Origin of the sequence: Primorskyibacter marinus (assembly GCF_003313245.1) — a bacterium.
GTDB classification, from domain to species: domain Bacteria; phylum Pseudomonadota; class Alphaproteobacteria; order Rhodobacterales; family Rhodobacteraceae; genus Primorskyibacter; species Primorskyibacter marinus.
The window spans coordinates 96048-121981 of record NZ_QJSD01000006.1 but is presented as its reverse complement, the minus strand read 5'-3'; the positions used below and the strand labels follow the sequence as shown (position 1 = coordinate 121981).

18 protein-coding genes are annotated in these 25934 nt (G+C 58.8%); 9 read left to right on the top strand and 9 right to left on the bottom strand.

What is annotated here, in order from left to right; all coding sequences use genetic code 11:
• Positions 1–9: 9 nt before the first annotated feature.
• The 4 genes from DMZ65_RS10380 to bhcR all read right to left on the bottom strand — a co-directional run bounded on the left by DMZ65_RS10380 (position 10) and on the right by bhcR (position 5492).
• A complete protein-coding gene (locus tag DMZ65_RS10380; protein ID WP_116598833.1) occupies positions 10–948 on the bottom strand; it encodes a dimethyl sulfoxide reductase anchor subunit family protein in 939 nt (312 codons plus the stop codon).
• A gap of 12 nt (positions 949–960) precedes the next feature.
• Positions 961–1698 carry a 4Fe-4S dicluster domain-containing protein gene (locus tag DMZ65_RS10375; RefSeq protein WP_116598832.1) on the bottom strand — a complete coding sequence of 246 codons (738 nt, stop codon included), beginning with the start codon at positions 1696–1698 and terminating at the stop codon, positions 961–963.
• On the bottom strand, positions 1695–4565 hold the full coding sequence (locus DMZ65_RS10370) for a molybdopterin oxidoreductase family protein (RefSeq protein WP_116598831.1): 2871 nt from the start codon (positions 4563–4565) through the stop codon (positions 1695–1697). The genes DMZ65_RS10375 and DMZ65_RS10370 overlap by 4 nt, the downstream gene beginning before the upstream one ends.
• Positions 4566–4649: 84 nt before the next feature.
• Positions 4650–5492, bottom strand: a complete 843-nt coding sequence (gene bhcR / locus DMZ65_RS10365; protein WP_116598830.1) for an HTH-type transcriptional regulator BhcR — start codon at positions 5490–5492, stop codon at positions 4650–4652.
• Positions 5493–5658: 166 nt separating this feature from the next.
• Between bhcR and bhcA the strand changes: the two genes are divergently transcribed.
• The 9 genes from bhcA to DMZ65_RS10320 all read left to right on the top strand — a co-directional run bounded on the left by bhcA (position 5659) and on the right by DMZ65_RS10320 (position 19223).
• Positions 5659–6849: an L-aspartate--glyoxylate aminotransferase BhcA gene (bhcA, locus tag DMZ65_RS10360; protein WP_116598829.1), complete on the top strand. Its 1191-nt coding sequence runs from the start codon at positions 5659–5661 to the stop codon at positions 6847–6849.
• Between the two features lie 11 nt (positions 6850–6860).
• Positions 6861–7811 (top strand): beta-hydroxyaspartate dehydratase BhcB, encoded by a 951-nt coding sequence (bhcB, locus tag DMZ65_RS10355; protein ID WP_198662669.1) that lies wholly within the window; start codon positions 6861–6863, stop codon positions 7809–7811.
• 22 nt (positions 7812–7833) lie between these two features.
• The gene (gene bhcC / locus DMZ65_RS10350; protein ID WP_116598827.1) at positions 7834–9000 is read left to right on the top strand and encodes a 3-hydroxy-D-aspartate aldolase BhcC; all 1167 of its coding nucleotides are present in this window, start codon (positions 7834–7836) and stop codon (positions 8998–9000) included.
• A gap of 108 nt (positions 9001–9108) precedes the next feature.
• Positions 9109–10074, top strand: coding sequence for an iminosuccinate reductase BhcD (gene bhcD / locus DMZ65_RS10345; protein ID WP_116598885.1), 966 nt, complete (start codon positions 9109–9111; stop codon positions 10072–10074).
• A gap of 68 nt (positions 10075–10142) precedes the next feature.
• Positions 10143–10421: a hypothetical protein gene (locus DMZ65_RS10340; RefSeq protein WP_157960596.1), complete on the top strand. Its 279-nt coding sequence runs from the start codon at positions 10143–10145 to the stop codon at positions 10419–10421.
• A gap of 3 nt (positions 10422–10424) precedes the next feature.
• Entirely contained in the window at positions 10425–11414 is a 990-nt protein-coding gene (locus DMZ65_RS10335) for a type I glyceraldehyde-3-phosphate dehydrogenase (RefSeq protein WP_116598825.1), read from the top strand.
• 323 nt (positions 11415–11737) lie between these two features.
• The gene (locus DMZ65_RS10330) at positions 11738–13240 is read left to right on the top strand and encodes a nucleobase:cation symporter-2 family protein (protein ID WP_116598824.1); all 1503 of its coding nucleotides are present in this window, start codon (positions 11738–11740) and stop codon (positions 13238–13240) included.
• A gap of 419 nt (positions 13241–13659) precedes the next feature.
• Positions 13660–15150 (top strand): toll/interleukin-1 receptor domain-containing protein, encoded by a 1491-nt coding sequence (locus DMZ65_RS10325; RefSeq protein WP_116598823.1) that lies wholly within the window; start codon positions 13660–13662, stop codon positions 15148–15150.
• Positions 15147–19223 carry an nSTAND1 domain-containing NTPase gene (locus DMZ65_RS10320; protein ID WP_116598822.1) on the top strand — a complete coding sequence of 1359 codons (4077 nt, stop codon included), beginning with the start codon at positions 15147–15149 and terminating at the stop codon, positions 19221–19223. The genes DMZ65_RS10325 and DMZ65_RS10320 overlap by 4 nt, the downstream gene beginning before the upstream one ends.
• 27 nt (positions 19224–19250) lie before the next feature.
• Here DMZ65_RS10320 and DMZ65_RS10315 read toward each other — a convergent pair whose 3' ends face one another.
• From DMZ65_RS10315 to DMZ65_RS10295, 5 genes are all read right to left on the bottom strand, one after another.
• Entirely contained in the window at positions 19251–20477 is a 1227-nt protein-coding gene (locus DMZ65_RS10315; protein WP_116598821.1) for a GAF domain-containing sensor histidine kinase, read from the bottom strand.
• Positions 20478–20668: 191 nt separating this feature from the next.
• On the bottom strand, positions 20669–21667 hold the full coding sequence (galE, locus tag DMZ65_RS10310) for a UDP-glucose 4-epimerase GalE (RefSeq protein WP_198662660.1): 999 nt from the start codon (positions 21665–21667) through the stop codon (positions 20669–20671).
• A gap of 257 nt (positions 21668–21924) precedes the next feature.
• The gene (locus tag DMZ65_RS10305) at positions 21925–22611 is read right to left on the bottom strand and encodes a D-lyxose/D-mannose family sugar isomerase (protein ID WP_116598819.1); all 687 of its coding nucleotides are present in this window, start codon (positions 22609–22611) and stop codon (positions 21925–21927) included.
• A gap of 67 nt (positions 22612–22678) precedes the next feature.
• The gene (locus DMZ65_RS10300; RefSeq protein WP_116598884.1) at positions 22679–23938 is read right to left on the bottom strand and encodes a D-amino acid dehydrogenase; all 1260 of its coding nucleotides are present in this window, start codon (positions 23936–23938) and stop codon (positions 22679–22681) included.
• Between the two features lie 234 nt (positions 23939–24172).
• Positions 24173–25648 (bottom strand): mannitol dehydrogenase family protein, encoded by a 1476-nt coding sequence (locus tag DMZ65_RS10295; RefSeq protein ID WP_116598818.1) that lies wholly within the window; start codon positions 25646–25648, stop codon positions 24173–24175.
• Positions 25649–25934: the final 286 nt, after the last annotated feature.

Here is a 25934-nt window from a genome sequence, read left to right as displayed (position 1 = left end):
GGCCCCGGGTCAAGCCCGGGGCGCGCCGTAGTAGAGCATCGCGACATGCGTGGCTTCGGCGAAGAACAACCATCGCTCCAGCATCAGTCCGATTGCGGCGGTGATGACGGCGACGAGATACGGAAACAGCATTGGCAGACCAGCCATCATGCCCAGCAAAATCGATACCAGCGGAATAGCAATCAGACAGAGCAGCCCCAGCCATCGCAACCGCAGCGCATGGCGTCGGGCAACGTCATAGCCCATCTCGCGCATGACGTAATTGGGCCGTGTGTGCGGCGGGTCGATTTGGCGAATGCTCTTTGTACCCATCCCCAGCGCTTGCGCGGCGGTGTACGCCCCGTCATCAGAGTCGATATGCCGATAATAGACGAGCTTCAGCACCAGCACGACGCCTAGCGCCAACAGGGTTGCCGCGCCCTGCCAACGGTTTTGGCCGCCGAATATTGATGTCATTAGCCCCATCAGCAACCCGCCCGAAGCGGCACCAAGCGCCAGATAGACGACCGGCACCAGCGTCAGGTTCCATTCCTTGATGGTGCGCAAGGATGCGTAGATCATGCCGGTACACCAAACCGTCGCGACCGCGCCCATTGCGCAAAGCAAGGCCAGAAACGGCTCTGCCCCGGTGGTGATTTTCAGCAGCGACAGAAGGCCCAGTAGGCCGACGGGTAAATAGGTCGCCAGCGCTGTCACACCTTCGCGTGACAGCCACGAGGACCGCCATTGGGACAGCGCGCGCCATGCCCGCTCCGGGTGGCCAAGGTGGAAGGTCGAGGCCAGCAGTCCAAAGGTGATCAGTGCAACTGCCAGCGCGAAGGTGAAGAAGAAAGACCAATGCGTGTGCGGCATATCGCCGGTCATCAAAGCAATCGAGACCCAGAACAGCAGACCGTAGCCCGCGCCCGAGGAGGTGGTGAAAAGGATGACGGAATAGGCGGGATGCATGTGGCGCGTCCCTCAGCGGCTAAGCGCCCGGTCGGCCCAGGCAAAGAGTTTTTCGATGGGCGCACCGGTGGTCTTGGCGGGCGTCGTTGGCACCGCGGGCGCGTGATCGGATCCCTTGCGCGGTGGCAGGTATTTGTTGACCGGCTTGTAGCCGAATTCTTCCAGAAGGTTGAAACCGCCGCGCTCCTCAACCGATTGCGACACGGCGCTGGCCGGATCACCCAGATCACCGAACGCCCGCGCGCCGGTCGGGCAGGCGCGGACACAGGCGGGCTGCCGGTCTTCTTCCGGCAGGGTTTCATTGTAGATCCGGTCAACACACAGCGTGCATTTCTTCATCACGCCGTCATCCTGATCGTATTCGCGCGCGCCGTAGGGACAGGCCCAGGAACACAGTTTGCAGCCGATGCAAGTGTCCGGATTGACCAGCACGATCCCGTCTGAGGCGCGTTTGAAACTGGCCCCGGTCGGGCAGACGGTCACACAGGCCGCATCCTCGCAATGCAGACAGGAGCGCGGGAAATGCACGGTGCCTTTCCAGTGATCGTTGTCGATTTCATAGCTGTGCACACGGTTCAGCCAAGCGCCATCCGGCTCTGCTCCGTAAGGATCGAAATCCGACAAAGGTGCAGAATAGCCGCCGGTGTTCCATTCCTTGCAGGACGTCACGCAAGCGTGGCAGCCCACGCAGATATCCAGATCAATGACGAGGCCAAGCTTTTTGTCGGTCGTCTTCGGCAGGCAGGTCATGTCGTCTGTTTCCTGAATTGAACACCGTAGGCAAGTTTTTCGGACGAGGGCGGCTGGCTGTCATGGCCAAGAGGTTCAAACATTGGCTCCGTTGCGCCGGTGTTTTCGGCCTTTTCGATGGCAACGCGCAGATCGAACCATGCGGCCTGCCCTGTGATCGGGTCGGAATTGGAGTAGCGATAGCCACCGCCGCCTTTCGGCAGAAGTTCCGAAATCAGGTGGTTGAGAAGAAAGCCTTCGGTGTTCTCCGGTGCGTCATCATCCAGCCCCCATGCGCCTTTGCGCTTGCCAATGGCGTTCCAGGTCCAGACGGTGTGCGGGTTGACACCCTCCATCAGACGGATCTGGCATTTCACGCGGCCCAGATGCGAAGACAGCCAGACCCAATCGTCATCTTTCGCGCCGATAGAGGCCCCGACACTGGTGTGGATATACAGCCGGTTTGCAGCCGTGATCTGGCGCAGCCACGCATTCTGTGATCCCCAGGAATGGTACATATGCATGGGGCGTTGGGTGATCGCGTTCAGCGGATAGGCATCCGTGTCGATCAACGTGCCTTCCAGCGGTTCGTACCAGAAAGGCAGCGGATCAAAATAGCGGGTTATGCGGTCGCGCGCCCGCTCTGGTGGTTGGCGGTCGCCATGGCCCATCGCGGCAAGACGGAACTTCTGCAACGGTTCGGAATACAGTTGAAAGATCGTGGGCTCTGCGGACATACGGATTCCCTTGGCAATCCCCCAGTCCAGATAGCCCCGGTTGGCATGTTTGAAATAGGCGTGCTCGGGCGCAAGGTGATGGGCGTGGAACGCACCATTCTCGACGTATTTTTTCAGCTGATCGGGGTTGGGCACGCCGGTGCCGAAATCGGTCCCATCCTTGCCGCGCCAGCCGGCCAAAGGCCCGATACCGGGTTTGCGCTGGTGGTTGACGATGTAATCGGGGTAGCCGCCCGGAAATTTGGCGCTGCCATCCTCATTGGTAAAGGCGGGAAACTTCAGCCGGTGGGCGAGGTCGATCAGCACTTCCTGAAAGCCGCGCACGTCGCGGTCCGGCTTCACCACGGGGTGACGAATCGCATCTGCCACCATATCCGGCTCGGAAATAGGGCGGTCCAGCAGGCTGATGCAATCCCAGCGTTCCAGATAGGTGGTGTCTGGCAGGATCAGATCGGCAAAAGGCACGGTTTCGGAGTAATAGGCATCGGAATAGATGATTCTGGGGATCACATAGGCGCCGTTTTCGTCCTTCGCGGTTAACGCATCCAGCGTTCCCGGCACATTCATTGACGAATTCCACGCCATATTTGCCATATACATGAACAGCACGTCGATCCCGTAGGGGTCTTTCTTGGCGGCGTTGTTGATGACCATGTGCATCAAACCATGCGCTGACATAGGTGCGTCCCAGCTAAACCCTTTGTCCAGACGCGAGGGGTTGCCGTCCTCGTCCAGCAGCAGATGTTCCGGCCCGTGCGGAAAGCCCAGATGCGGCCCGCCAAGCGGCATTTCGGGCTTGATATCGCCCGCAGCCCCATGCGGAAGCAGGTTGGGCGGCGTCTGTTTGGGATAGGGTGGTTTATAGCGGAACCCACCGGGGCAATCGATGCTGCCAAGCAGGATTTGCAGGATATGGATCATCCGGCAGGTCTGAAACCCGTTGGAATGGGCCGAAATCCCCCGCATCGCGTGCATCGAGATGGGCCGCCCGATCATCGTCTCATGCTTGCGCCCGGCCCAATCCGTCCAAGGCTGATCCAGAACGATTTCTTCTTTGAAGGCCACATGCGCCAGTTCGGCGGCGATGCGACGGATCTCCTCAGCGTCCAGACCGGTGGGGGCTGCGACCGTTTCGGGCGCGTAATCGTCTGACAAGTAACGCTCTGCCATCAGCTCGAAAACGGGTCGGGCTGTTCGGCCATCTGGCAGGGTGCGGGTGCCGGTCAGTGCGGGCTGGATGTCGGCGGCCTTGCCGTTGCCATAGGTTTCCGTCGTCTTGTCCCAGACCATCGGATTGCCGTCGGCGTCTCGCGCAAACAGCCCGTCCTGATCCGTGCCCGGCGCGTCGATCACCAGCCAAGGCGCGTTGGTGTAGCGCACGAGGTAGTCCAGGTCGATCTGCTGGGTGCGGAACAGCTCGTGTATCAGCGCGCCGACAAACAGCCCGTCCGTGCCGGGGCGCAGCCCGACCCATTCATCCGCCACGGCGTTATAGCCGGTGCGCACCGGGTTCACCGACACGACCTTGGCACCGCGCGCTTTCAGCTTGCCGATGCCGATCTTGATCGGGTTGCTGGCATGATCCTCGGCCACGCCGAACAGCATGAAATACTTGGTCAGATCCCAGTCGGGATCGCCAAACTCCCAAAACGCGCCGCCAAAGGTATAAAGCCCACCCGCCGCCATATTGACCGAACAGAAACCGCCATGCGCGGCGAAATTGGGTGTGCCATATTGCATTGCCCAGAACCCGGTCAGGGATTGGCTTTGATCGCGCCCGGTGAAGAAGGCCATGCGCTTGGGGTCGGTCTTGCGCACGCTGCCCAACCAATCAGTGGCAATGTCCAGCGCCTCGTCCCAGCTGATTTCTTCAAACTGGCCGGACCCGCGCGGGCCGACCCGCTTCAGTGGCGCGCGCAACCGCGCGGGCGAGTAGTGCTGCATGATGCCCGCGCTGCCCTTGCCACACAGCACACCCTTGTTGACGGGATGATCGCGGTTGCCGTCGATATAGCGCACCTGCGGTGTGCCGTCGGGGCCGGCCCTGAGATATACGTTGATCCCGCAACGACAGGCGCACATGTAACAGGTCGTCTGTTCAATACGGTCACCCACAGGTTCGGAAAGCGGGATCTGGGGTTCGCGGGACATGTATATCTTTCGGCAGGACAGAAGTTGCACGATTCTTCTGCGAGCTTACACAAACTTTGCAAAGCCGAACAATGCTTTGCGATTTCAGTGGTCTGGCGTGGCACCGCCTATGGCAGCCGTCAGTTTGTGCGATGCGGTCAGCACTGCGACACTTAACCGTTCAATCTCTTCCGGCGTGACCCGTGTCGTGGGGCCAGAGACCGAAATGCCGGCGATTGCTTCGTCATGGATGTCGAACACCGGGGCCGCGATGCAGCGCATACCAAGATTGCGTTCCTCGCCGTCAATGGCGTAGCCGCGCGCCCGTGTGGTTGCGAGGTCCGCAATCAAGGCGGAACGCTCTGTCAGTGTATATTCGGTAAATTTCTCAAGCGGGCCGCGGTCCAGAAATCTGTTGATCCGATGATCGTCCATCTGGGACAGCAGGGCTTTGCCGATGCCGGATGCGTGCAGACGCGACAGCGTGCCGGGCGGAAAAAACGCGCGAATGCTTGCGTTCGTCTCTACCTGACTGACAAAAAGCACATTGCCGTTTTGTTCGATACCCAGATTGGCCGTTTCGCCAGTCGCCTCCATCAGTTGGCGCAGAAGGGGTCTGGCCCGATCAACAAGGCTGGTCCGCTTCAAGAAGCGCGCACCGATCAAAAAGGCGCGCGGTCCGATGTGCCAGACCTGATCGGCCTGATCAAACTCTACCAGCCCCCGGACCTCAAGCGTTACCAGAATGCGATAGACCGTCGCCGGAGACTGCTCGAGATCGCTTGCCAGGGCTGACAAGGTCTTGCCTTGTGCTTCGCTCAGAAACTCGAAGACTTCCATGGCCCTGTCCAGCGACTTGATGGTGTTTTGCGCCGTCTTGTCATTCCAATCACGCGGGCGTCCACGGGTCTTTCTGGATGGATGCACGTCATTCTTCTGTAATTTCATAAGATGAGTTCTTTTAAAATGAAAGATAATTTTATGATATGAAAAAAGTAACCATCTGACAAGGAATAATTATTTTAACTATTGTAGAAATGAAATGACTTTTCAAAAAAGTTTCGTCCTGCATGGGGGCGCGATATGTTGAATTCAGCCTCAGAAGGAGACGATCATGAGCTTCCAGAACCCAGTATTCATTCCCGGCCCTACAAACATGCCCGAAGCGGTTCGCCAGGCGTGCTATATGCCGACGATTGACCACCGGTCGCCAACGTTTGGCAAGATCCTGCATCCGTGTCTGGATGGTGTCCGGAAGGTCCTGAAATCCGACAGCGCCAAGATCTACATCTTTCCGTCGACCGGAACCGGCGGTTGGGAAACAGCGCTCAGCAACACGCTTAACAAGGGCGACAAGGTGCTGGCGGCGCGCAATGGTATGTTCAGCCACCGTTGGATCGACATGTGCCAACGCCATGATCTGGATGTGCATGTGGTCGAGACACCATGGGGCGCAGGTCTGCCCGCTGACAAGTACGAAGAGATCCTGAAGGCTGACAAATCGCACGAGATCAAGGTCGTTCTGGCCACGCATAACGAAACCGCCACGGGCGTGAAGTCCGATATTGCCGCCGTGCGCAAGGCACTGGACGCTGCGGGCCACCCTGCAATGCTGTTTGTCGATGGGGTCAGTTCAATCGCCTCCATGGATTTTCGGTTTGACGAATGGGGTGTCGATGTCGCCGTGACAGGCAGCCAAAAAGGCTTCATGCTGCCCGCTGGCCTGGCGATTGTCGGCTTCTCGGAAAAGGCCGTGCAAGCAAACAAATCCGCCACATTGCCGCGCACGTTCTTCGACATCAATGACATGCAGAAGGGGTATGACAATAACGCGTTCCCCTACACCCCGCCTGTCGGGTTGATGAACGGTCTGAAACTGTCGCTCGACATGCTGCTGGATGAAGGCATCGAAAACGTGTTCGCGCGCCATCACCGCATTGCCGAAGGTGTCCGCAAGGCCATCGGTGCGTGGGGGCTGGACCTGTGCGCGGCCTCGCCCGATGTGTATTCCGACACTGTTTCGGCCATCCGCACGCCCGAAGGGTTCAACGCCACGGACATCGTGACTGTCGCTGCAAACGACTACGGGATGGCGTTTGGTGTTGGTCTGGGCGAAGTTGCCGGCAAGGTTTTCCGCATCGGCCACCTGGGCAGCCTGACCGATGCGATGATGCTGTCGGGTCTTGGTGTCGCGGAAATGGTGATGGTTGATCTGGGGCTGGATGTGAAGCTTGGCTCGGGTGTTGCGGCCGCACAGGAATACTACCGCCGCGACCTGAAAAACGGCAGCAAGGCGGCGGCATAATGTCTGGTGAGATGTATATCCCCACCTATCAGGACATGCTTGATGCGCATGAGCGCATCAAGCCCTATATCCGCGAGACCCCGGTGCGGACCTCGGCCTATCTGAACGAGCTGACCGGGGCAGAGTTGTTCTTCAAATGCGAGAACTTTCAGGAACCGGGCGCTTTCAAGGTGCGCGGTGCCAGCAATGCGGTGTTCGGACTGGACGAGGAGCAGGCGAAAAAGGGTGTCGCCACGCATTCGTCGGGCAACCATGCCTCGTGCCTCAGCTACGCCGCGATGAAGCGGGGGATTCCCTGCAATGTCGTCATGCCGCGCACTGCGCCGCAGGCCAAGAAGGATACCGTGCGTCGCTATGGCGGCAACATCACGGAATGCGATCCCTCGACCTCTTCTCGGGAAGAGACGTTTGCCAAGGTGCAGGCGGAAACCGGCGGTGATTTCGTGCATCCCTATAATGACCCACGGGTGATCGCGGGGCAGGGCACCTGTGCGCGTGAGTTCATGGAACAGACCGGCGGTCTGGATATGGTTGTGGCACCGATCGGTGGTGGCGGCATGATTTCGGGCACCTGTCTGACCTTGTCACATCAGGCACCCGAGACGCAGATCATCGCCGCAGAGCCAGAACAGGCGGACGATGCCTATCGCAGCTTCAAGGCCGGGCACATCATCGCCGACGATGCGCCCAAGACCATCGCCGACGGGCTTCTGGTGCCGCTGAAAGACCTGACCTGGCATTTCGTGTCCAACCATGTGACCGATATTCTGACGGCATCCGAACAGGAAATCATCGACGCGATGAAGCTGACATGGAAGCATCTGCGCATCGTCATGGAGGCCAGTTCTTCCGTGCCGTTGGCCACGATCCTCAAGAACAAGGACCGGTTCGCTGGAAAGCGCGTCGGCATCATCATCACAGGCGGCAATGTCGATCTCGACAAGCTGCCGTGGCTTAAATGAACACGCTAAGGGAGCAGAGACAATGAACGCACCTGCCAAATTTGACGATTACGAAGTCGGTTTCGACATCCCCGCCGTCCCCGGTATGGATGAAAAGGATATTCAGACGCCTTGCCTGATCCTCGATCTGGACGCGCTGGAACACAACATCAAGAAGATGGGCGATTACGCCAAGGCACACGGCATGCGCCACCGCGCGCACGGCAAGATGCACAAATCCGTCGATGTGCTGAAGTTGCAGATGGAACTGGGCGGCGCGGTTGGTGTCTGCTGCCAGAAAGTGTCCGAGGCCGAGGTGTTCGCACGCGCCGGCATCAAGGAAATTCTGGTGTCCAACCAAGTGCGCGACCCGAAGAAGATCGACCGCTTGGCGCAATTGCCCAAAATCAGCGGCGGCGAAATCATCGTATGCGTCGATGATGTTGCCAACATCGCGGATCTGTCCGAAGCCGCGCAGAAGCACGGCACCGATCTTGGTGTCTTTATCGAGATCGATTGCGGCGCGGGTCGCTGCGGCGTGACAACAACCGAAGCCGTCGTCGAAATCGGCAAGGCGGTGCGCGATGCCAAGAACCTGACATTCCGCGGCATCCAGGCCTATCAGGGTGCGATGCAGCACATGGACAGCTTCGAGGATCGTCAGAAGAAACTCGACGTGGCCATTGCGCAGGTCAAGGACGCTGTCGAAGGCCTGAAGGCCGAGGGTATCGAGTGTGACCTGATTTCCGGCGGCGGCACTGGTTCTTACTATTTCGAGAGCAATTCGGGCGTCTATAACGAGCTTCAGTGCGGGTCATACGCGTTCATGGACGCGGATTACGGTCGTATTCTGGACAAGGACGGCAAGCGCATCGATGACGGCGAATGGAAGAATGCGTTCTTCATCCTGACAAGCGTGATGAGCCACGCCAAGGATGACAAGGCGATCGTGGATGCTGGGCTCAAGGCGCAGTCGATGGATAGCGGCCTGCCGTTCATCTACGGCCGTGACGATGTGGAATATGTCAAATGTTCGGACGAGCACGGTGTTGTTGCCGACCCCAAGGGCGTGCTCAAGGTCAATGACAAGCTGAAGCTTGTCCCCGGACATTGCGACCCGACCGCCAATGTGCACGACTGGTATGTCGGCGTGCGCAACGGCAAGGTCGAGACCGTCTGGCCCGTTTCCGCACGCGGCAAAGCCTACTGATCGCACCATCTCGGCCACGATTCTTGTGGCCGTATGCCACAAAAAACGTCTGCGTGCGCTGCACATGTCGGTGCGCGTGGACGCATGAACCCAGAAGGATGTGACACGATGCTGATCGTTCCCGAACGCGAAATTGCCAATCTGATGACCCGCTCTGCCGCATTTGATGCTGTAGAAAGTGTCTTTGCTGCCATGGCGTCAAAAAACGCCTATAACTTCCCAGTCATTCGCGAAGCGATTGGTCACGAAGACGCGCTTTATGGCTTCAAGGGCGGGTTCGACAAACAGGGGATGACGCTTGGCCTGAAAGCCGGGGGGTATTGGCCCAACAACCTTGAAAAGCACGGGGTGATCAACCACCAGTCCACAATTTTCCTGTTCGATCCGGACACCGGCATGGTCAAGGCGATGGTGGGTGGCAATCTGCTGACAGCGTTGCGCACGGCGGCGGCGTCGTCGGTATCCATCAAGCACTTGGCCCGCAAGGATGCCAAGGTGATGGGCATGGTCGGTGCCGGTCATCAAGCAACATTCCAATTGCGCGCAGCACTTGAGCAGCGTCCCTTCGAAAAGGTCATCGGCTGGAACTATCATCCTGAAATGCTGCCCAACATCGAAAAGGTCGCGAACGAAGCGGGTGTTCCCTTCGAGGCGGTCGAGCTTGACGGCATGGTCGAGGCCGACGTGGTGATTTCGATCACTTCGACATTCGAGCCGACCGTCATGGCCAAGCACATTTCGCCGGGCACGCATATTGCCTGCATGGGCACCGACACCAAGGGCAAGCAGGAAGTCGAGGTCGCGCTGCTTGGCAAGGCCACCGTCTTTACCGACGAGGTCGCGCAATCCGTCACCATCGGTGAGGCGCAACACGCGATCTATAACCACATGATCCGGCCGGAAAACATCGTTCAGATCGGCGAAGTCATCAACGGCACCCATGAAGGCCGGACATCGGATGACGAGATCACGCTGTTCGACGGCACAGGCGTCGGTTTGCAGGATCTGGCCGTCGCGGCCAGCGTCGTCGAACTGGCCGTGAAGAACGGTGTCGCCATAGAGGTTGATTTTTGATGCAGGTCGGTCGCCTTCGGTCCGGATGTGCTGACGGCGACCAACCGCAACTGCGGATACAGGAGGTAATGGCTTTCGCCAGGTTGAAAAATGCAGCGCCCGGCAACCGGGTGACACTACCAAAAGCCGATAAAAACGTCGCGCAACTCTGGAATGTGCAGAAGCCGCCACGCTGGTTGGCATCGGAAAAGGAGGGTGAGATCTGGCTGAAGCGCCTTTCGATGATCATCTCAAAGGCAAAAGAAAATCCGTTCGGAAAGGGTGACGCCCTTGCAGTGACCAAGGCGCAGGTTTTCAATTATGTCGTGGACAAACAGCACGCCAATCGTGTGAAACCAGCGGAGTAGAACATGCGGATCGTCATTAATGGCTTTGGACGAATAGGGCGCACGATTCTGCGCCAGATTATGACCGACCCCGACCATGCAGATATCGAGGTTGCACTGATCAACGACATAGCGCCGCTTGAGACCTGTGCTTACCTGCTGAAATACGACAGCACGTTCGGGCCGCTTCCCTACACCGTCGAGGAGGAAGAGGGTGCATTGAGGGTCGGGCAGGCCCGCATCGCGTTTTCGACCTCGGCCGATATTGGGGCGTGCGATTTGTCGGATGTCGACGTGGTTCTGGAATGTACGGGCCGCATCACATCGCGGGACATGGCCGACCGTGGCCTGCGGGCGGGTGCCAGGGCGGTGCTGATTTCAGGGCCTTCCGATCATTCGGATGCGACGATTGTCCTGGGTGCCAACGACGAGACGCTTGGACGTTCGAAGATCATCTCGAACTCTTCGTGCACGACAAATGCCATTGCGCCGTTGCTGCGCGCGATTGATGCGAAACTGGGAATTGAACAGGCGCATGTCACGACGATCCATTGCTACACTGCCAGTCAGCCGATGGTCGACACGCCCCGTGCCGGTCTGGCGCGCAGTCGGGCGGGGGCTGAATCCATGGTGCCGACGACGACAAGCGCCGCGAAAGAGCTGACGCAGATCCTGCCCGGTATCGGTGGCCGCACCAGTATTGCCGCCGTGCGGGTCCCGTGTCTGAGCGTATCGGCGATCGACGCGACCATTCAGCTTTCATCCCCGGCAGCCGCGTCGGCGACCGAGACCCTGAAAAAGATCGCCAATGAAAGCCGCATGATCGGAGCGACGGACGATGCGTGCGTGTCCCGTGACCTCCGCGCCCGTCCGGAATCGCTGATACTGGCGCTCCCCGAAACGATGGCCACGGGCGAACATCAACTGCGGCTCTTTGGTTGGTACGATAATGAATGGGGCTTTTCCGCGCGGATGATCGATATGGCACGCAGGCTCGCGTCTCGGTCGGAATAGGCCGGGCTGAGGGCGGCGCAGCCCAAGATAGACAGAGAGACGAAAGACAGGCGGCGCTTGCCTGCACCGAAGTCCGGATGCCACGCGCAAGATGCGTCCGAAACAGCCGTGCAAGGCGTCGCGCGCACAGAAATTGAGATCAATCCCAAGGATTGGTTGTGGCGAATTTGTCGGCGCAGCCGCAGGCTGCCGAGCCATTCCGCAATCGCTCGAAACGAGTTTCTCAGCTGCGGCTGAAAAAGCAGGGTCGATGGCAAGCTGTCGGGTCAGACTGAAAATCACGCCAGAGCGCAGGTCTGGAATTAAGGAGGAGGAACGAACACATGACTGATGCAACCATCAATCCGTCATCGGTTGATGCCGTAAACGAGAAGATTCCACCGGCGAAGCTATTCACCCTTGGGTTACAGCATGTGCTGGTCATGTATGCGGGCGCGATTGCCGTTCCGCTGATCGTGGGCCGCGTGTTGAAGCTGAACCCCGAACAGGTGGCTTTCCTGATCTCTGCCGACCTCTTTGTCTGTGGCGTTGTGACCATCATCCAATCGCTTGGGGCGTCGAAATGGTTCGGTATCAAGCTGCCGGTCATGATGGGCGTTACATTTGCCAGCGTCGGTCCGATGGTGTCCATCGGCATCGCCAATCCGGGCGTTGACGGCGCGCGTATGATCTTTGGTTCGATCATCGGGGCGGGCATCATCGCGATGCTTCTGGCCCCGACGGTCAGCCGCATGTTAAGGTTCTTTCCGCCGGTCGTGACAGGAACAATCATTCTTGTGATCGGCGTTACCCTGATGCGTGTCGGCATCAACTGGATCTTCGGTCTGCCAGTTGGCCCGACAGCACCGCAAGTCGTCGCGACCGAGCATGCTGAATGGCTTGAAGGGCTTCGCACACTCGCGCCCGGCGTCGTCGCCGAGATCCCGAAAGGGCTGACGCTTGCGCCAACCGAGGAGAACGTCAACTACGCGACGCTGCCGAATATGGCCATTTCCGGCATCGTTCTTCTGACGATCATTCTGATCATGAAGTTCTTCACCGGGTTCCTGGCGAATATTTCGGTGCTGTGCGGAATTGTCGTTGGGGCTATTCTGGCCGCGTCGATGGGTTTCATGCATTTCGCCAGCGTCGGCGAAGCCCAGTGGTTTGCGCTGATCACACCGTTGCGTTGGGGTGTTCCGATCTTTGATCCGATCATGATCCTGACCATGACGCTGGTGATGATCGTCGTGATGATCGAATCCACCGGCATGTTCCTTGCGCTCGGTGAAATGTGCAACAAGAAGATCGAACGCCCGTCGCTTTCGGCCGGCCTGCGCACCGATGGTCTGGGCACGGTCATTGGCGGTCTGTTCAACACCTTCCCGTACACCTCGTTCAGCCAGAACGTCGGTCTGGTCGGTGTCACCGGCATCCGCTCTCGCTATGTCTGTGTCATGGGCGGCGCGATCATGATCGTGTTGGGCCTGGTGCCCAAGATGGGTGCCCTGGTCGAGGCGCTTCCGGTGTCCGTTCTTGGCGGTGCTGGTCTGGTGATGTTCGGCATGGTTGCCGCAACCGGTGTGCGTATCCTTGGTGCGGTCGATTTCAAGACGAACCGCTATAACGGCCTGATCGTGGCAATCTCGCTGGGTTTGGGAATGATTCCGCTGATCGCGCCTGAATTCTCCATGCATCTGCCACATGCGATCGAACCGTTGATCGACTCTGGCATCCTGTTGGCAGCATTTTCCGCGGTGTTTTTGAACATCGTCTTCAACGGTGCAAAAGCGATCACCGAAGATGAGTTGCGTCAAACAGCGATGCAGTCGGATGGCGGCCACTAAGCGCTATCAACAGATCATAAGAACCGCGAACGGGGTCTCAATGGCCCCGTTTGCACGTCTGGACCCACAAATAGACCAAGTTTCACATTCATGCGGTCAAGGATCTTGCTCACCGCAAAACAACCCCAATTTGTGGGCAGCACCCGTTTGCATACCCCGTCGGCCCGGCGGCACGCCACGGCGTCGTGGCTTTTTGGGAAATGGGGCGTGTCCGCTCCACCTGCGCTTATGTGAAACAGGAAAGATTGCCCCTCATCACCCGATGTCAGCGTCGGGACGAACCATCCGAGTTCAAAAGCGTCACATCAAACAATGGGCCTACCACACAAGCCTGCGTTGTATTTTTGAGGATTCTCGCGTAAGCTAGATATTATTTAGTGATTTTTGTACATTGATTTAAAAGAAAACCGGATACCGTTATGGTGGAAAATACGATTTCCTCAACCTCGCTCTTTGTCAGCTACTGTCATCGCGATGCCAGACATCGGCCGCGCTTCAATTCCAGTCGCATGGGAGAGTTGCTCGCCGATGTAAGGTATGAGCTTGGTGCCGACGGATCCGACAGCCGCTATCAACTGGTCAAGGACACCGAAGGCGCGCTTCGCACCGGTGACTGGATCGACGACAAGATTGCCGAGGAAATCGCCAAATCCGATATCGGGCTGGTGTTCCTGTCTGAGAATTATTGCCGCTCCAGCAGTTGCGAAAAGGAACTGCGAACCTTCATCAAGCTCGGCAAAAGCCTGATCCTTGTGGAACTGGACGATCATTGGACCACCTCTGACGATCACCCGATGGTCGCACTTCGCAATGAGTTGCGCGGTTTGCTTTCAATCCGATTCTGGGCGGAACAAGCGGGCAAATCCGTGCGCTTTGGCCATCCCTTGCCGCAGACGGCGACAGGTCTGGCGCAAGAAGGGTATCGACAACAGTTGCAACGCTTGGTCGATGACATCAAGACCATGTCAAACAGCATTCCCGACAGGCAGGTTACCGCAGCACCGAACCAGAGTGTGCCAAGTGACGACAGCTTGGTGCAAATCGTGCTGGCCGCGTCCACCAGCGACACCAAAACTGAAACCGACCGGCTGGAGCGGGTCTATCTGGATGCCGGCTTTGGTGTCACCCGTCTGGACCGGGTGTCAGAGGATCTGAATGCCGCGATCATCCGCGACCATCTGAACGCCGCGCATATCTTTGTTCAGGTGATCGGCGCGATCCCCGGCCGCCGCGTTGAGGATTACAAGGGCCTGCCCAGCAGTGTGGCACAGCATGGCATCGCAAAAGAAGTCGGGATCGAAGCCGCCGTCTGGATGCCCCGCGGCTTCGATCTGGCCGAATGCGGCGAGGATTATGCCGAGTTTCTGCGCACCGTGGTAAGCCACAGATCCAGTTTCGAAGATTTCGAGGCCTATAGTGTGAAGCTGGCCCGCAAAAAAGAAGAGGTGATCCAATCCGACCTTCGCCGCGAAGAAATCTTTCAGTCTGTTCCGGGGGAATTCCCTCCGCTTGTGTCGATTGATGCGGCCCGATCCGATGCCGTTCTGCGCGACAAGATCGGCGCGGCCTTGGACAAGCACGTTCTGGTCGATTACGTCGATTACAACGCGAGTATGGAGGCCCTGTCGGAATCCGTGCGCGACAACGACGCCATTGTGCTGGTCTATGGCGACCAGATCGAGGGCCAGAAACGGGCACGCGCGCATTTCCGTTTTTTTCGGCGCTGGCGCAAAGCCGTGTGGAACGAGGAACAACAAAGGTTCGAAATTGCCTTTGGAAATGCCGCACCCGAAGATGCCACCCCCTGTCCCAGCGGTCCGGGCATCCATGTCATCCGGATTTCCTCGGATATTGATGAGGTGTCGATGGGGGCGTTCCTGTCATCGCTTGGCGTGCAAGCCACACCATGAGTGACGCGATGGATCAACCCGTAGAAAGCCTGACACCCTATCCCGGCTTGCGGTCGTTTCTGCGGTCAGAGTTCGATATTTTCTACGGACGCGACGACCATGTGTCCGACATGCTCGACAAGCTGGCCGAGAACCAATTCCTTTGCGTCACTGGCCCGTCCGGATGCGGGAAATCCTCGCTGGCGCGGACAGGCCTGTTCAACGCGCTGGAGGCCGGGTTCCTTGGAGATCGTGGGTCTGACTGGATCTATTGCGATCTGTATCCGGAAACCGATCCGCTGGACCGGCTCGCCTCGGCACTGGCAAAGGCAATCGTCACCGGAGAAAGCGGTCGTGGCACCCCTGATCCCAACGACGAACAGGTGCCGGTTGTCGAAGAACTGCGCAACCTCTTTCTGAACCACATCGAAAGACGGTCCAGTAATCTGAACGAAGCCTTGGACGGGATTACCTTGCTGGAAGGGCGGCCCATCGTCATCCTCGTCGATCAGTTCGAAGAGATCTTTCGCTATGCGCAGGACGACCCGCACGAGGCATCGCGCTTTGTCGATGTGTTGCTCAAGACGACCGCGGCGCGCCGGGACGTCTATGTTGTCATTACCATCCGCACGGACGAATTGGAGAAATGCTCGCGCTATTCCGGCCTGACAAGCGCGATCAACCACAGCCAGTTTCTGACGCCAACGCTGGACAGGTTCCAGATGCAGGAGGCGATCGAAGGCCCGATCTCGCTGTTTGGCGGCACGATAGAGCCAGAGCTGGCCGTCTGGTTGCTGAACGGGCTGGAAGAGCAGTTGGACAAGCTGCCGCTTATGCAGCATGCGCTTCGGTTGCTGTATATTGATGCGCGACGCAAACAACCCGAAGGCCATGTCACCATCGGTCTGTCGGACTTTTTCCGCGCCTTCGATATTGCCGAGACCCCCGGAAAGTCGCGCAGCGGCGGGCATGACGCGTTGCGCATGTCGCTGTCGCACCGGCTGGACAAGATCTACAACGGCCTGTCCAGCCACGATCAGAAGATCACGCGCGGGCTGTTTTGTGCGTTGACGACACTGAACAGCCGGGGCCGGGACATCCGTCGTCCGATCAAGCTGATAGAGGCGGCCGCGACGCTCGATTGCAGTTTTGACGAGTTGGTCGCGGTGATTTCGGCCTTCAAGGACGGCACCGAAAGCTATTTGCGCGTCGCCGGAGAATTTGACGGCATAGACCCCGACGACACCGTGGACGTGACCCATGAATGCGTATTGCGCCTCTGGCAGCCGCTGCGCGACACATGGTTGCCCGAGGAAAGCGCCTCTGCGTCGAATATACGTTTCCTTGCGCGGCTTGCCTATGACAGGGAAACGACTGCGCGTGGCGGCCTGTGGGACCGGCTGATCGGCAGCGGTTTGCTGCGAAAGAATGCGCGTAAACGCCATTCGGAATGGTGGGCGACGAGACGGCCCAACGCCGCTTGGGCGGAACGGCATCTGGCGCATCTGAACTGGGTGGACGACAGCGGAACGCTCAGCCCCAGGGATGTGTTTGAACGCGTGCGCGGGTTCGTCCGGAAATCTGAACGCTATGCGGTCTATGAGAAAGCCACGTTGTTCGGCGTGGTCGCGCTCGCGTTGGTTGTCGGGGCCGCGATTGTCGTTGACCGAGCAGGCGATCGCAGGGCACTGGCACAAGCCGAACTGGACAGCCTGCAAAAATCCGAAGAACTGGCGCAGGCAAAGCTGTTGCTTGCTGAACAAAAGGCGCAGCAGGAAGAAGCGGATGCCCGGGCCACAAGACAGGAAGCCGCACGACAAACCTTGTCGGCGATCCAACCCACGTCCTATGCGCAAGACCCGTTTGACGTTGCATTTCGCGCGGCCTCGGCGCTGGATTATGCCATAGAAGTCAATCTGGACCCCGCATCACTGGATTTTGGACAAAGACAGCTTCGCCAGTCGCTGACCTATATTCATGAACTTCGGCGCTTCGGTCACGGGCCTGGGGCGGTCAATGCGGTCTATGCCGCGTCATTCCTTGACGGTGCTACGCAGATCGTCACGCTGACCGAGGGGTTGGAGTTGTTCGTCTGGGATCGCTACGACAATTCCGAGCCCATTCGTGTCGTTCCACTTGCGCAATCGCTCAGCCGTGGCGATGGTCTACAAGGCAGGTCGATGGCGGTCGCGACAAACGGCACTATCGCTGTCGGTACGCAGCGCGGCGCGGTTCTTCTGGTCGAGAACCTGACAAATGGGCGCGCGCCGCCCACTGTGACAGAGCTTTACGCCGGACCCGCAGAATGGGGCTATTCCACGATCTCAAAACTGGATTTTTCGGCGGATGGAAGGTTCTTGATTGCCGGATCCCTGACCGGCCATATTCACGTCTGGCAACGAATGGCGACGGGGCGCTGGGGGCGTCACAGGATCTTCACCTCGCGCAATCTGGTCGCGCGAGGAGACGGCGAAACACTCGACCTGGCCGATGGGTCGGAATATGCTCCGCGGTCGGCCAGAATTTGGTCGGTTGCCTTTTCACCTGACGGGGTGGTTGCTGCATTTGGCCGTCAGGACGGGACCGTCTGTCTGATGACACCTGACGGGCTGACGACGACCTGTTCAAAGGAAGGCCATTCGCAGGCGGTCAAAGGCCTGAGCTTTTCACCCGACGGAAATATTCTTGCGTCGGGGGGCAATGATGACGCCGTGCGCCTTTGGCGATTGTCGCGGCAGGCCGGTGACACAAGCAGCTTGCCCGCGGTTTCTCTGTCTGATGGCAGGCTCTGGCAGGATTCGGATATTTGGGATCTCAGTTTCAACAACCAAGGCAGCCTTCTTGCGGCGACATCCTGGGACGGCACGACGTTTCTGTACCGCACCGATGAATGGCGACCGTTGACGATTTTGCGCAGCCACCAAAGGGCCCCCCGGACGGTGGAATTCGCGCCGGAAAGCAACGAAGTCCTGACCGCTGCGCTGGACAACACGGCCCGCATCTGGACACCTTTTGCGTCACGCCTGACTGATTACTCGCTTAGCGGGCGGGTCTCGGGCAATTCCGCGCAAGTGCAGTCAGTTGCCATGGGGCCGAAAGGCAAATGGGTGGGGTATACAGACCGGACGACGATCTGGTCCAAGGCGCAAAATGACAAGGCGACACCGATCTACGTTGCTTCGGATGCCGATGCGAGTCCGCAAATGCTGGCCAGTTCTCAGGCAGGCGACGTGATGATGGCCAGCATGTACGCGCCCGCCGTCAGGACGTTCCGGCGAACCGCCACTGGCGAATGGACGGATCTGGAAATTCCATTGACGGGTGACGCGCTGAATTTTCGCAAGCGGGGCAGAAAACTGGCAATGTCCGACGATGGTCGCCGGTTTGCGGTGCATGTAGGCGGATCTGACGGTGAGTGGATTCTGGTTTGCGAAACGGAGTCCGATGTTTGCGGAAGCGCCAAATCCGATCATATCGCTCTCGTGCGCTTTCAGGCCGAGGTGGAAACCAGCCGATCCGAGGGGCACGCGTGCCGAAGACCGGCCTTTCCGACATCGCTCGCACTATCCCCCGATGGCGCACGGCTGGCCGTCGGAGGGAGCGATTGCAATATTCGTCTATACGATCTGGACCCGGATACCGGCGCGGGCACGCTGGCAAAGCTCGCCCAGTACCATGTCGGAAACATCACGGCGCTGGATTTTTCATCCGACGGCAGTTTTGTCGTGGCGGGATCCGCTGATTGGCAAGGCAGCGTCTGGTGGCCCGAAACGGATGCGATACGTCTGCTGCAAGAACACCGTTCCACGCTGACCGGTGCCCGCGCCTTGCCGGCGGGCGAATTCGTAGCCACGATATCCAATGATGAACATCTGATCATCTGGGATACTGCAACTGGCGCGCCGCAGGCTGACTATCAGAGCTTTACCGAAACCTTGAACTCACTCGACGTTCGCGGCACGGATGACGGGATCAAGCTGGCAGTCGGGACGCGTGGCGGCAATGTTGTCGTGCAGCAGTTTTTTGTGGCACCACAGAAATTTCTGGATTTCGCCCGAACGACGCTTGATGCGATTACGGGCGAGGACAAATGACGACACGCGAAGACATGCCCGCCGTTTTTAGGTCAGTTTCGGGATACTCATCGAAAACGTCGTGACCCCGTCCACGCAACTGACATCCAACTGGCCATTATGCGCTTTGGCAATGGATGCGGCGATATGCAGGCCCAACCCAAGGCCCGCGCCCTTTGCGTGGATGCCGCGGTTGAACGGCTTGAACAGCGCGCTCCGAAGTCCGTCGGGGATCGGGTCTCCACGGTTTGCCACCGATATCTGAACGCCCGACTCCACGTCCTTGGCGATAACATGGATCGGATGCTCTTCCGCGCCGTGCTGTACGGCGTTCGCAAGCATATTCGACACGGCCTGACCGATGCGGTGCGCATCCGAACTGATGGTCTCGTCGAAACTCATGGTCAGTTCGACGCGGTGGTTCGGCGACGCCGCCCGCACCTCTTCGACGACATGGCGGATTGCGTCCGCAAGCGGTGCGTTCGGAATGATCTCTGCACGAATGCCACCGCCCAGCCGGGCCTTGGCATGCAGCATCATGTTCTCTGTCAATTCCTGCATCCGGTGGACGGATTGAGTCATCAACGGCAACAAGACCGCAAGTTTTTCGGGTTCCGGGTGCCGAACGAGTTGTCGCAGACCTGCTTTGAGGGCGGCGATCGGATTGCGCAAGTCGTGTCCCAGAACGGCAAGGAATTCTTCCTGTAGCTTGCCCATTTCCTTTTCGTGATCGACCAACTGTTCTTGCGCTTCCAGTCGCTCTTCGGTTTCCAGACTGCGGCCAATGACGTCGGCAAACATCTTCAACATGGCCAACACCCTGGGGTGCCGAAGGTTTCGGGGTTCGGTGTCGATTGCGCAGAGCGTCCCAAAGAAAGTCTCATCGCTGCGAAAGATTGGAATCGAGGCATAGCTTACAATTCCGAACGCTTGCGCAATGGGATGTCCCGCATAAACTTCGTCAGTGTTCACATCCTCGAATACGATCCTTTCCGATGTGTTGCGGACCATTCGGCAAAAGGTAGAGCGTATGTTGATCTCGTCCCCGGCTTGCAGGCCGAAGTTGATTTCGTCCACGGTACGACACGCAACCCAGCGGTCGTCAGTCACGCGTGCAACCGCAGCAAACCGAGTGCCGGTCGCCAGCATGACGGTTTCCAGGATGACGCCAATGGTTTCACTGCTGAGGATTGTTTCGATTTCAGCCTGAAAGTCGTGCTGTCCCTCTAAAAACGCGCGATGGTTTTGAAGTTCGGTAGTCGCCTGTTGATCCATGGCACAGTTTCCCGTCCTTGCGTCGTCCCAGTGTAAAAAGGCGTGATAATGCCGTCCAATAACTTCACGATGCAGCGCACCCATCTGGGCTGGCTGCTAATCATGCGACAGAAAGAATACCAGCGAAAAAACAAAAGGGTACGTCATAAGACACAGGGATCGCAGGGCCATCGACCAGCCCTTGCGGGACGTTACCTCGCGTAGGGTCCGTATTTTGGTGCCTGGTGCCAGTCCCATGCGGTCTTGATGATCGTTTCGATATCCGCCAACTCGGGTGTCCAGCCCAACAGGGTTTTCGCGCGGCTGCTGTCGGCCACCAGCGTCGCGGCGTCGCCTTCACGTCTTGGCTCGATACGATAAGGAATTTTCCGGCCCGTGACGTTTTCAGCCGCCTCCAGCACTTCCATGATCGTGAAACCATTGCCATTGCCGAGATTGAAGTCATGCGCGCCCGGATTTGCATCCATGTAATCCAGCGCCGCCAGATGGGCCGAGGCGATATCGTTGACGTGGATATAGTCGCGTGTGCAGGTGCCGTCGCGCGTGTCGTAATCGTCGCCGTAAATATCCAGCATGTGCCGCTCGCCAAGGGCTGCCAGCAGGATATTGGGCACCAGATGCGTTTCCGGTTCATGTGCTTCACCGATCTCGCCCGATGGGTCGGCACCGGCAGCGTTGAAATACCGAAAGCAGACAGAGCGGATACCGAAGGCGTGACCGTAATCCGCCAGCACCTGTTCCATCATCAGCTTGGTGCGCCCGTATGGGTTCAGCGGGTTCTGGGGGTGGCTTTCGGAAATCAGTGCGGTTTGCGGGTTTCCGAAAGTCGCGGCGGTGGAGGAGAACACGATACGGTCCACGCCAGCTTTGCGCATCGCGTCCAGCAGGTTCAGCGTGCCGACGACGTTGTTGCGGTAGTAGATATCCGGTGCCACCACCGACTCGCCCACGGCGATCAGCGCAGCAAAATGATAAACGGCGTCAAACCTGTGCTCAGCGAACAGCCGCGCCAGTGCGTCGGTGTCCAGAAGATCCCCTTCGACCAGCGGCACTGTCGAAGGTACGGACGCGGCATTGCCCTGCGACAGGTTATCGAAAACGACAACATCATAGCTTCGCTCCATCAGCTGCCGCACCATGTGAGAGCCGATGTACCCCGCGCCGCCGCAGACAAGTATTTTGGATTTCAATTTGATGATCCTCTTAATCGTGCCCGTCCGACTGGTTAGGTAGAGCACGCCACGTCCGTCTATCTGACGCAGCGCCCCGCAGTTAATCGCAAGAAATTAATAGGCATGGGACACGCCGAAACTCAAGCAGAGGCCTTTGTCGGGGCGGATCTGTCGCCTTGTGATAGCACCTCCGGTGTCAGCAACAGAAGGCAGGACCGCCACCTTTCAGTGTCTGCCCGCGCCGCGACCGGAATTGTCTGAAGCAAAGATTTCCGTTAGCCAAGCCAGGTCCGGTAGTCGCTGACCAGCAGGTGTTTGGGGTCCACGTCCTCGTCGATCGTGGCAAAACGGCCGATCGGTTCGCGGAAGATATTGTCCGTCTCGTCGTCATTCACGGTCGAGACTTCGCCGACAAGCACATCGCCGCCGTCCCCCCAGAAGGCGTGCCAGTCTCCGGGCATCAGGGTGACGCTTTCACCCGGCGCAAGAGACAGCTTTTCGCCGGGGGCATAATCGCGCCGGATACCATCGCAGAAGACCGTGCCGCCCTTGTCCTGCGCGAAACCGCCCTGATCGTCAGATCCGAACAGTTCGATGACAAGCGTCGCGCCACCACGGTTGATGATATCCTCGGCCTTGATGACATGCGTGTGCATCGGGCTAAGCTGATCCTGCCGCGAAATCAGCAGTTTTTCAGCATAGCACATCCCGCCGCCACGTTGCAGATCCGCAAGCCGCCCATTGCGCAGCGTGAACAGGAACAGGCCCATCCTGTCGAAATCCCCGGCCCCGTAATCGGTAATATCCCAACCGCAGCGGGCGTCGATCACGTTGCGGGCCGTGTCCTTGCGGGCCTTGAATTCTTCGGGTGTCCAGTAGGCGAAAGGCGGAAGGACAAACCCGTATTGCCCGATCATGTCATCCGCCGCCATCAGGATTTCGTTAATGCGTGAGCGCTTCATATTGCGACCTCATTAGTGTCAGGAACTTCAATCGACCACCGCCGCCATCCAAATGAAAAGCGCAGCATCATTTCTGATACCGTGCCATCGTAAGCCCATCGAAGGAGATCTCGGGCGTCTTGCCCAGCACCACGTCAGCCACGGCACGGCTGGAGCCACAAGCCATGGTCCAGCCCAAGGTGCCGTGCCCCGTGTTCAGGAAAAGGTTGTCATATTGCGTCGGACCCAGAACCGGCGTGCCGTCGGGTGTCATCGGGCGCAGGCCGGTCCAGCCTTCAGCCTTTGAAATGTCGCCACCCTTGGGAAACAGGTCGCCGATCACATGCTTCACCGTGTCCGTGGCATGCGGGCCAAGGCGGTCGGAGTAACCTGCGATTTCAGCGGTGCCCGCCACCCTGATCCGATCCCCCAACCGGGTGATGGCGACCTTGTGGGTTTCGTCCATGATCGTGGATTGCGGCGCAAATGCATCATCGGTGACGGGCAGCGTGACCGAATAGCCCTTGACCGGATAGACGGGCAGCTTGATGCCGATAGGGTTCAGCGCGTTCACCGCATAGCTGCCCATGGCACAGATATAGGCGTCGCCCGTTATGCGCCCGGCGATTTCCGTGTCTATGCCGGCAACCTTGCCATCCTCGATCGCGATGGATTTGATCGGCTGGCCGTATTGAAACTCCACCCCCATCTCGACGCATTTTTCTGTCAATGCGATGGTGAACATGCGGCAATCACCGGTGCGATCAGCGGTCAGGCGCAGGCCGCCCACAAACTTGTTGCGCACCTCTGCCAGCGCCGGTTCGACTTCGATGCAAGCGTCGCGGCCAAGCACCTCGTAGGGGGAATCGTATTCGGCCAGAATATCCTGATCGGCCTTTGATGCCTTCATCTGTTTTGCGGTGCGAAACAACTGCAAGGTGCCTTGCGCGCGACCGTCATATTCAATCCCGGTCTCGGCGATCAGGTCGGGCATGACATCGCGCGAGTAGCTGGACACGCGCACCATGCGCCCCTTGTTGATGCGATAGCTATCCTCGTTGCAGTTCGCGACCATCTGCACGCACCATTTCCACATGGTCGGGCTGATAAGCGGCCAGATGAACAGCGGACGGCGCTTCATGAACATCCATTTGACGGCTTTCATCGGGATGCCGGGTGCGGCCCATGGAGACGTCATGCCATAGCTCAACTGACCCGCATTGGCATAACTGGTTTCCAGTCCCGGTCCCGTTTGGCGGTCGATGACCACCACCTCCGCACCCTGTTTGGCAAGGTAATACGCGGTGGTGACGCCGATGACGCCCGCACCCATAATGACAACTTTCATGGAAAGGCCTTTCATTACGTTCGGTGCAGGATGCGACGTAAAGATGCCGGGTGCAAGGCGGGTCCGGAGCCGCCACGGCATAGGCCGTCAGCCCGTCACATACCTGTCAATCCGTCCCGGTCAGGCAAGGTTCGCGCGCTGCGCAAGGACCGTTGCACGCGCCAAGATTGGGCGCACGGACCAAACGTCATGGTACCGGATATTCGTGCGCTGAACCCTTCAAGGTTGCGTCGCTTACGCCCGGTCTGCTTCTTGCTGGATTGCGGCCAGACATCCCTGGTCGAACGCAACGGACAGGACCTGTTCGATATGCGCCCGCCACTCCGGATCCGCGCCAAGACGTTGGGGGATGAGGTTCGGCAGGGTATGCACCGCGTCGGATATGGCGCTTGCGCTGCGCGGCACATCGCGAAGGGCAGCGCTGATTTCAGCCTCGCGCGGATCGCGCAAATCATGCGTGGTGCCATCGTCCAAGCGGCCAAGACAGAACCGCATCCACATCGCTGTAGCAAATGCAAAAGGACGCAGGTCGCTTCCGGCCTCCAGCCCGGCAATCGCGGGCTGAAAGATGCGCTGTGGCAACTTCTGAGACCCATCCATCGCGATCTGATAGGTTTCATGCGCAATCGCCGGGTTGCGAAACCGCTGCGCCAAGGCTGCGGCATAGTCCGCGACATCAATACCCGGCAAAGGTTGCAACAAATCACCGGCGGCCTTCAGGTGCCTTTTTACAAGCTGGGCCAGCGCCGGGTCCGCCATCACGTCCCGCACATAGCGCCGCCCGGCCAGAAAGCCCGTATAGGCCAGCATCGAGTGGCTGCCGTTCAGCATTGTCAGCTTCATTTTCTCATACGGTGCCACGTCCGATACGAAAAGCGCACCGCCCTCTTCCCATTGCGGTCTGCCGGAGGGGAAATGATCTTCGATCACCCATTGGATGAACGGCTCGGTTTCGACCGTCGCCTGATCCTCGCAGCCGGTTTGACGAAGGGCCTCGGCGCGGGTTTCGTCCGTCGAAGCAGGGGTGATCCGATCCACCATTGAGGACGGGAAGGCGATATTCTGCGCAATCCAATCGCTCAGTTCCGCATCCCCGGACAGCTTTGCAAAGCCGATCACACCATCGCGCAGCAACGCGCCGTTTTCAGGAAGGTTATCACAAGACAGCACTGTGAATGGCACATGCCCCGCCTGTCGGCGCTGCTTGATCGCGGCGGTCAACAATCCCAGAACACCGGCGGGGGCAGCCGGTTGCGCCAGATCCGCCTTGACCGCCGGATGCGCAGCGTCTGGCCCCCGCGCCTGACGGTCGATGCCATAGCCTTTCTCGGTCACGGTAAGTGTCACGACACGAATGGACGGATCGCAAAGCGCATCCAGCGTGGCGGCGGGATTGGCCGCGATGACTTTCTGCACCGCGCCCACGATACGGGCTTTGGTGCCGTTTTCGCCCCGTTCGATCAGGGTATACAGGCCATTTTGAGGGTTCAGTTCCTGCGCAATCGCCGTCGATCGCAGGCTGACGCCGATAATCCGCCAATCACCGCCCTGCCGGGCCAAAGCGTCATCGGTCATCACCGCTTGGTGGGCGCGGTGAAATGCGCCAACCCCAAGATGCACGATGCCCGCGCCATGCTCGCCCGGCGAGTAACCGGGGCCTTCGGCGGGGCCATTGAGCAAGGTGATGTCAGTCAGGCGCGGTGCATTCATTGTGCCAACCCCAGTTCCGGGTGCTTTGGCGCCAGCATACCGGTAAAATCATTTTCAGGGCGTGCGCCAAGTGAGCCACAACAAGGCGTCATCCCGTTTATAGGGAAGATCGCCGGCACCGACAATGTCCTGACTATCGGCTTTGATCGCCAAGGTTCGCAGCAGACTATACAGTGAAGCCAGTAGACGTCGGCATGTCAAACCGAAGGCCGAGGCACGCGACGATTCAACCCCAGCCGTCCAATGACGCGGCAATTCGGGGAATTGCAGATCAACGCCTCGGCCG

Coding starts and splice junctions, on each gene's coding strand:
- DMZ65_RS10340 (WP_157960596.1), top strand. CDS start 10,143: ATGGCTTTCGCCAGGTTGAAAAATGCAGCGCCCGGCAACCGGGTGACA.
- DMZ65_RS10325 (WP_116598823.1), top strand. CDS start 13,660: ATGGTGGAAAATACGATTTCCTCAACCTCGCTCTTTGTCAGCTACTGT.
- bhcA (WP_116598829.1), top strand. CDS start 5,659: ATGAGCTTCCAGAACCCAGTATTCATTCCCGGCCCTACAAACATGCCC.
- DMZ65_RS10335 (WP_116598825.1), top strand. CDS start 10,425: ATGCGGATCGTCATTAATGGCTTTGGACGAATAGGGCGCACGATTCTG.
- DMZ65_RS10380 (WP_116598833.1), bottom strand. CDS start 948: ATGCATCCCGCCTATTCCGTCATCCTTTTCACCACCTCCTCGGGCGCG.
- bhcB (WP_198662669.1), top strand. CDS start 6,861: ATGTATATCCCCACCTATCAGGACATGCTTGATGCGCATGAGCGCATC.
- DMZ65_RS10295 (WP_116598818.1), bottom strand. CDS start 25,648: ATGAATGCACCGCGCCTGACTGACATCACCTTGCTCAATGGCCCCGCC.
- DMZ65_RS10370 (WP_116598831.1), bottom strand. CDS start 4,565: ATGTCCCGCGAACCCCAGATCCCGCTTTCCGAACCTGTGGGTGACCGT.
- bhcD (WP_116598885.1), top strand. CDS start 9,109: ATGCTGATCGTTCCCGAACGCGAAATTGCCAATCTGATGACCCGCTCT.
- bhcR (WP_116598830.1), bottom strand. CDS start 5,492: ATGAAATTACAGAAGAATGACGTGCATCCATCCAGAAAGACCCGTGGA.
- DMZ65_RS10320 (WP_116598822.1), top strand. CDS start 15,147: ATGAGTGACGCGATGGATCAACCCGTAGAAAGCCTGACACCCTATCCC.
- DMZ65_RS10315 (WP_116598821.1), bottom strand. CDS start 20,477: ATGGATCAACAGGCGACTACCGAACTTCAAAACCATCGCGCGTTTTTA.
- DMZ65_RS10305 (WP_116598819.1), bottom strand. CDS start 22,611: ATGAAGCGCTCACGCATTAACGAAATCCTGATGGCGGCGGATGACATG.
- DMZ65_RS10330 (WP_116598824.1), top strand. CDS start 11,738: ATGACTGATGCAACCATCAATCCGTCATCGGTTGATGCCGTAAACGAG.
- bhcC (WP_116598827.1), top strand. CDS start 7,834: ATGAACGCACCTGCCAAATTTGACGATTACGAAGTCGGTTTCGACATC.
- DMZ65_RS10375 (WP_116598832.1), bottom strand. CDS start 1,698: ATGACCTGCCTGCCGAAGACGACCGACAAAAAGCTTGGCCTCGTCATT.
- DMZ65_RS10300 (WP_116598884.1), bottom strand. CDS start 23,938: ATGAAAGTTGTCATTATGGGTGCGGGCGTCATCGGCGTCACCACCGCG.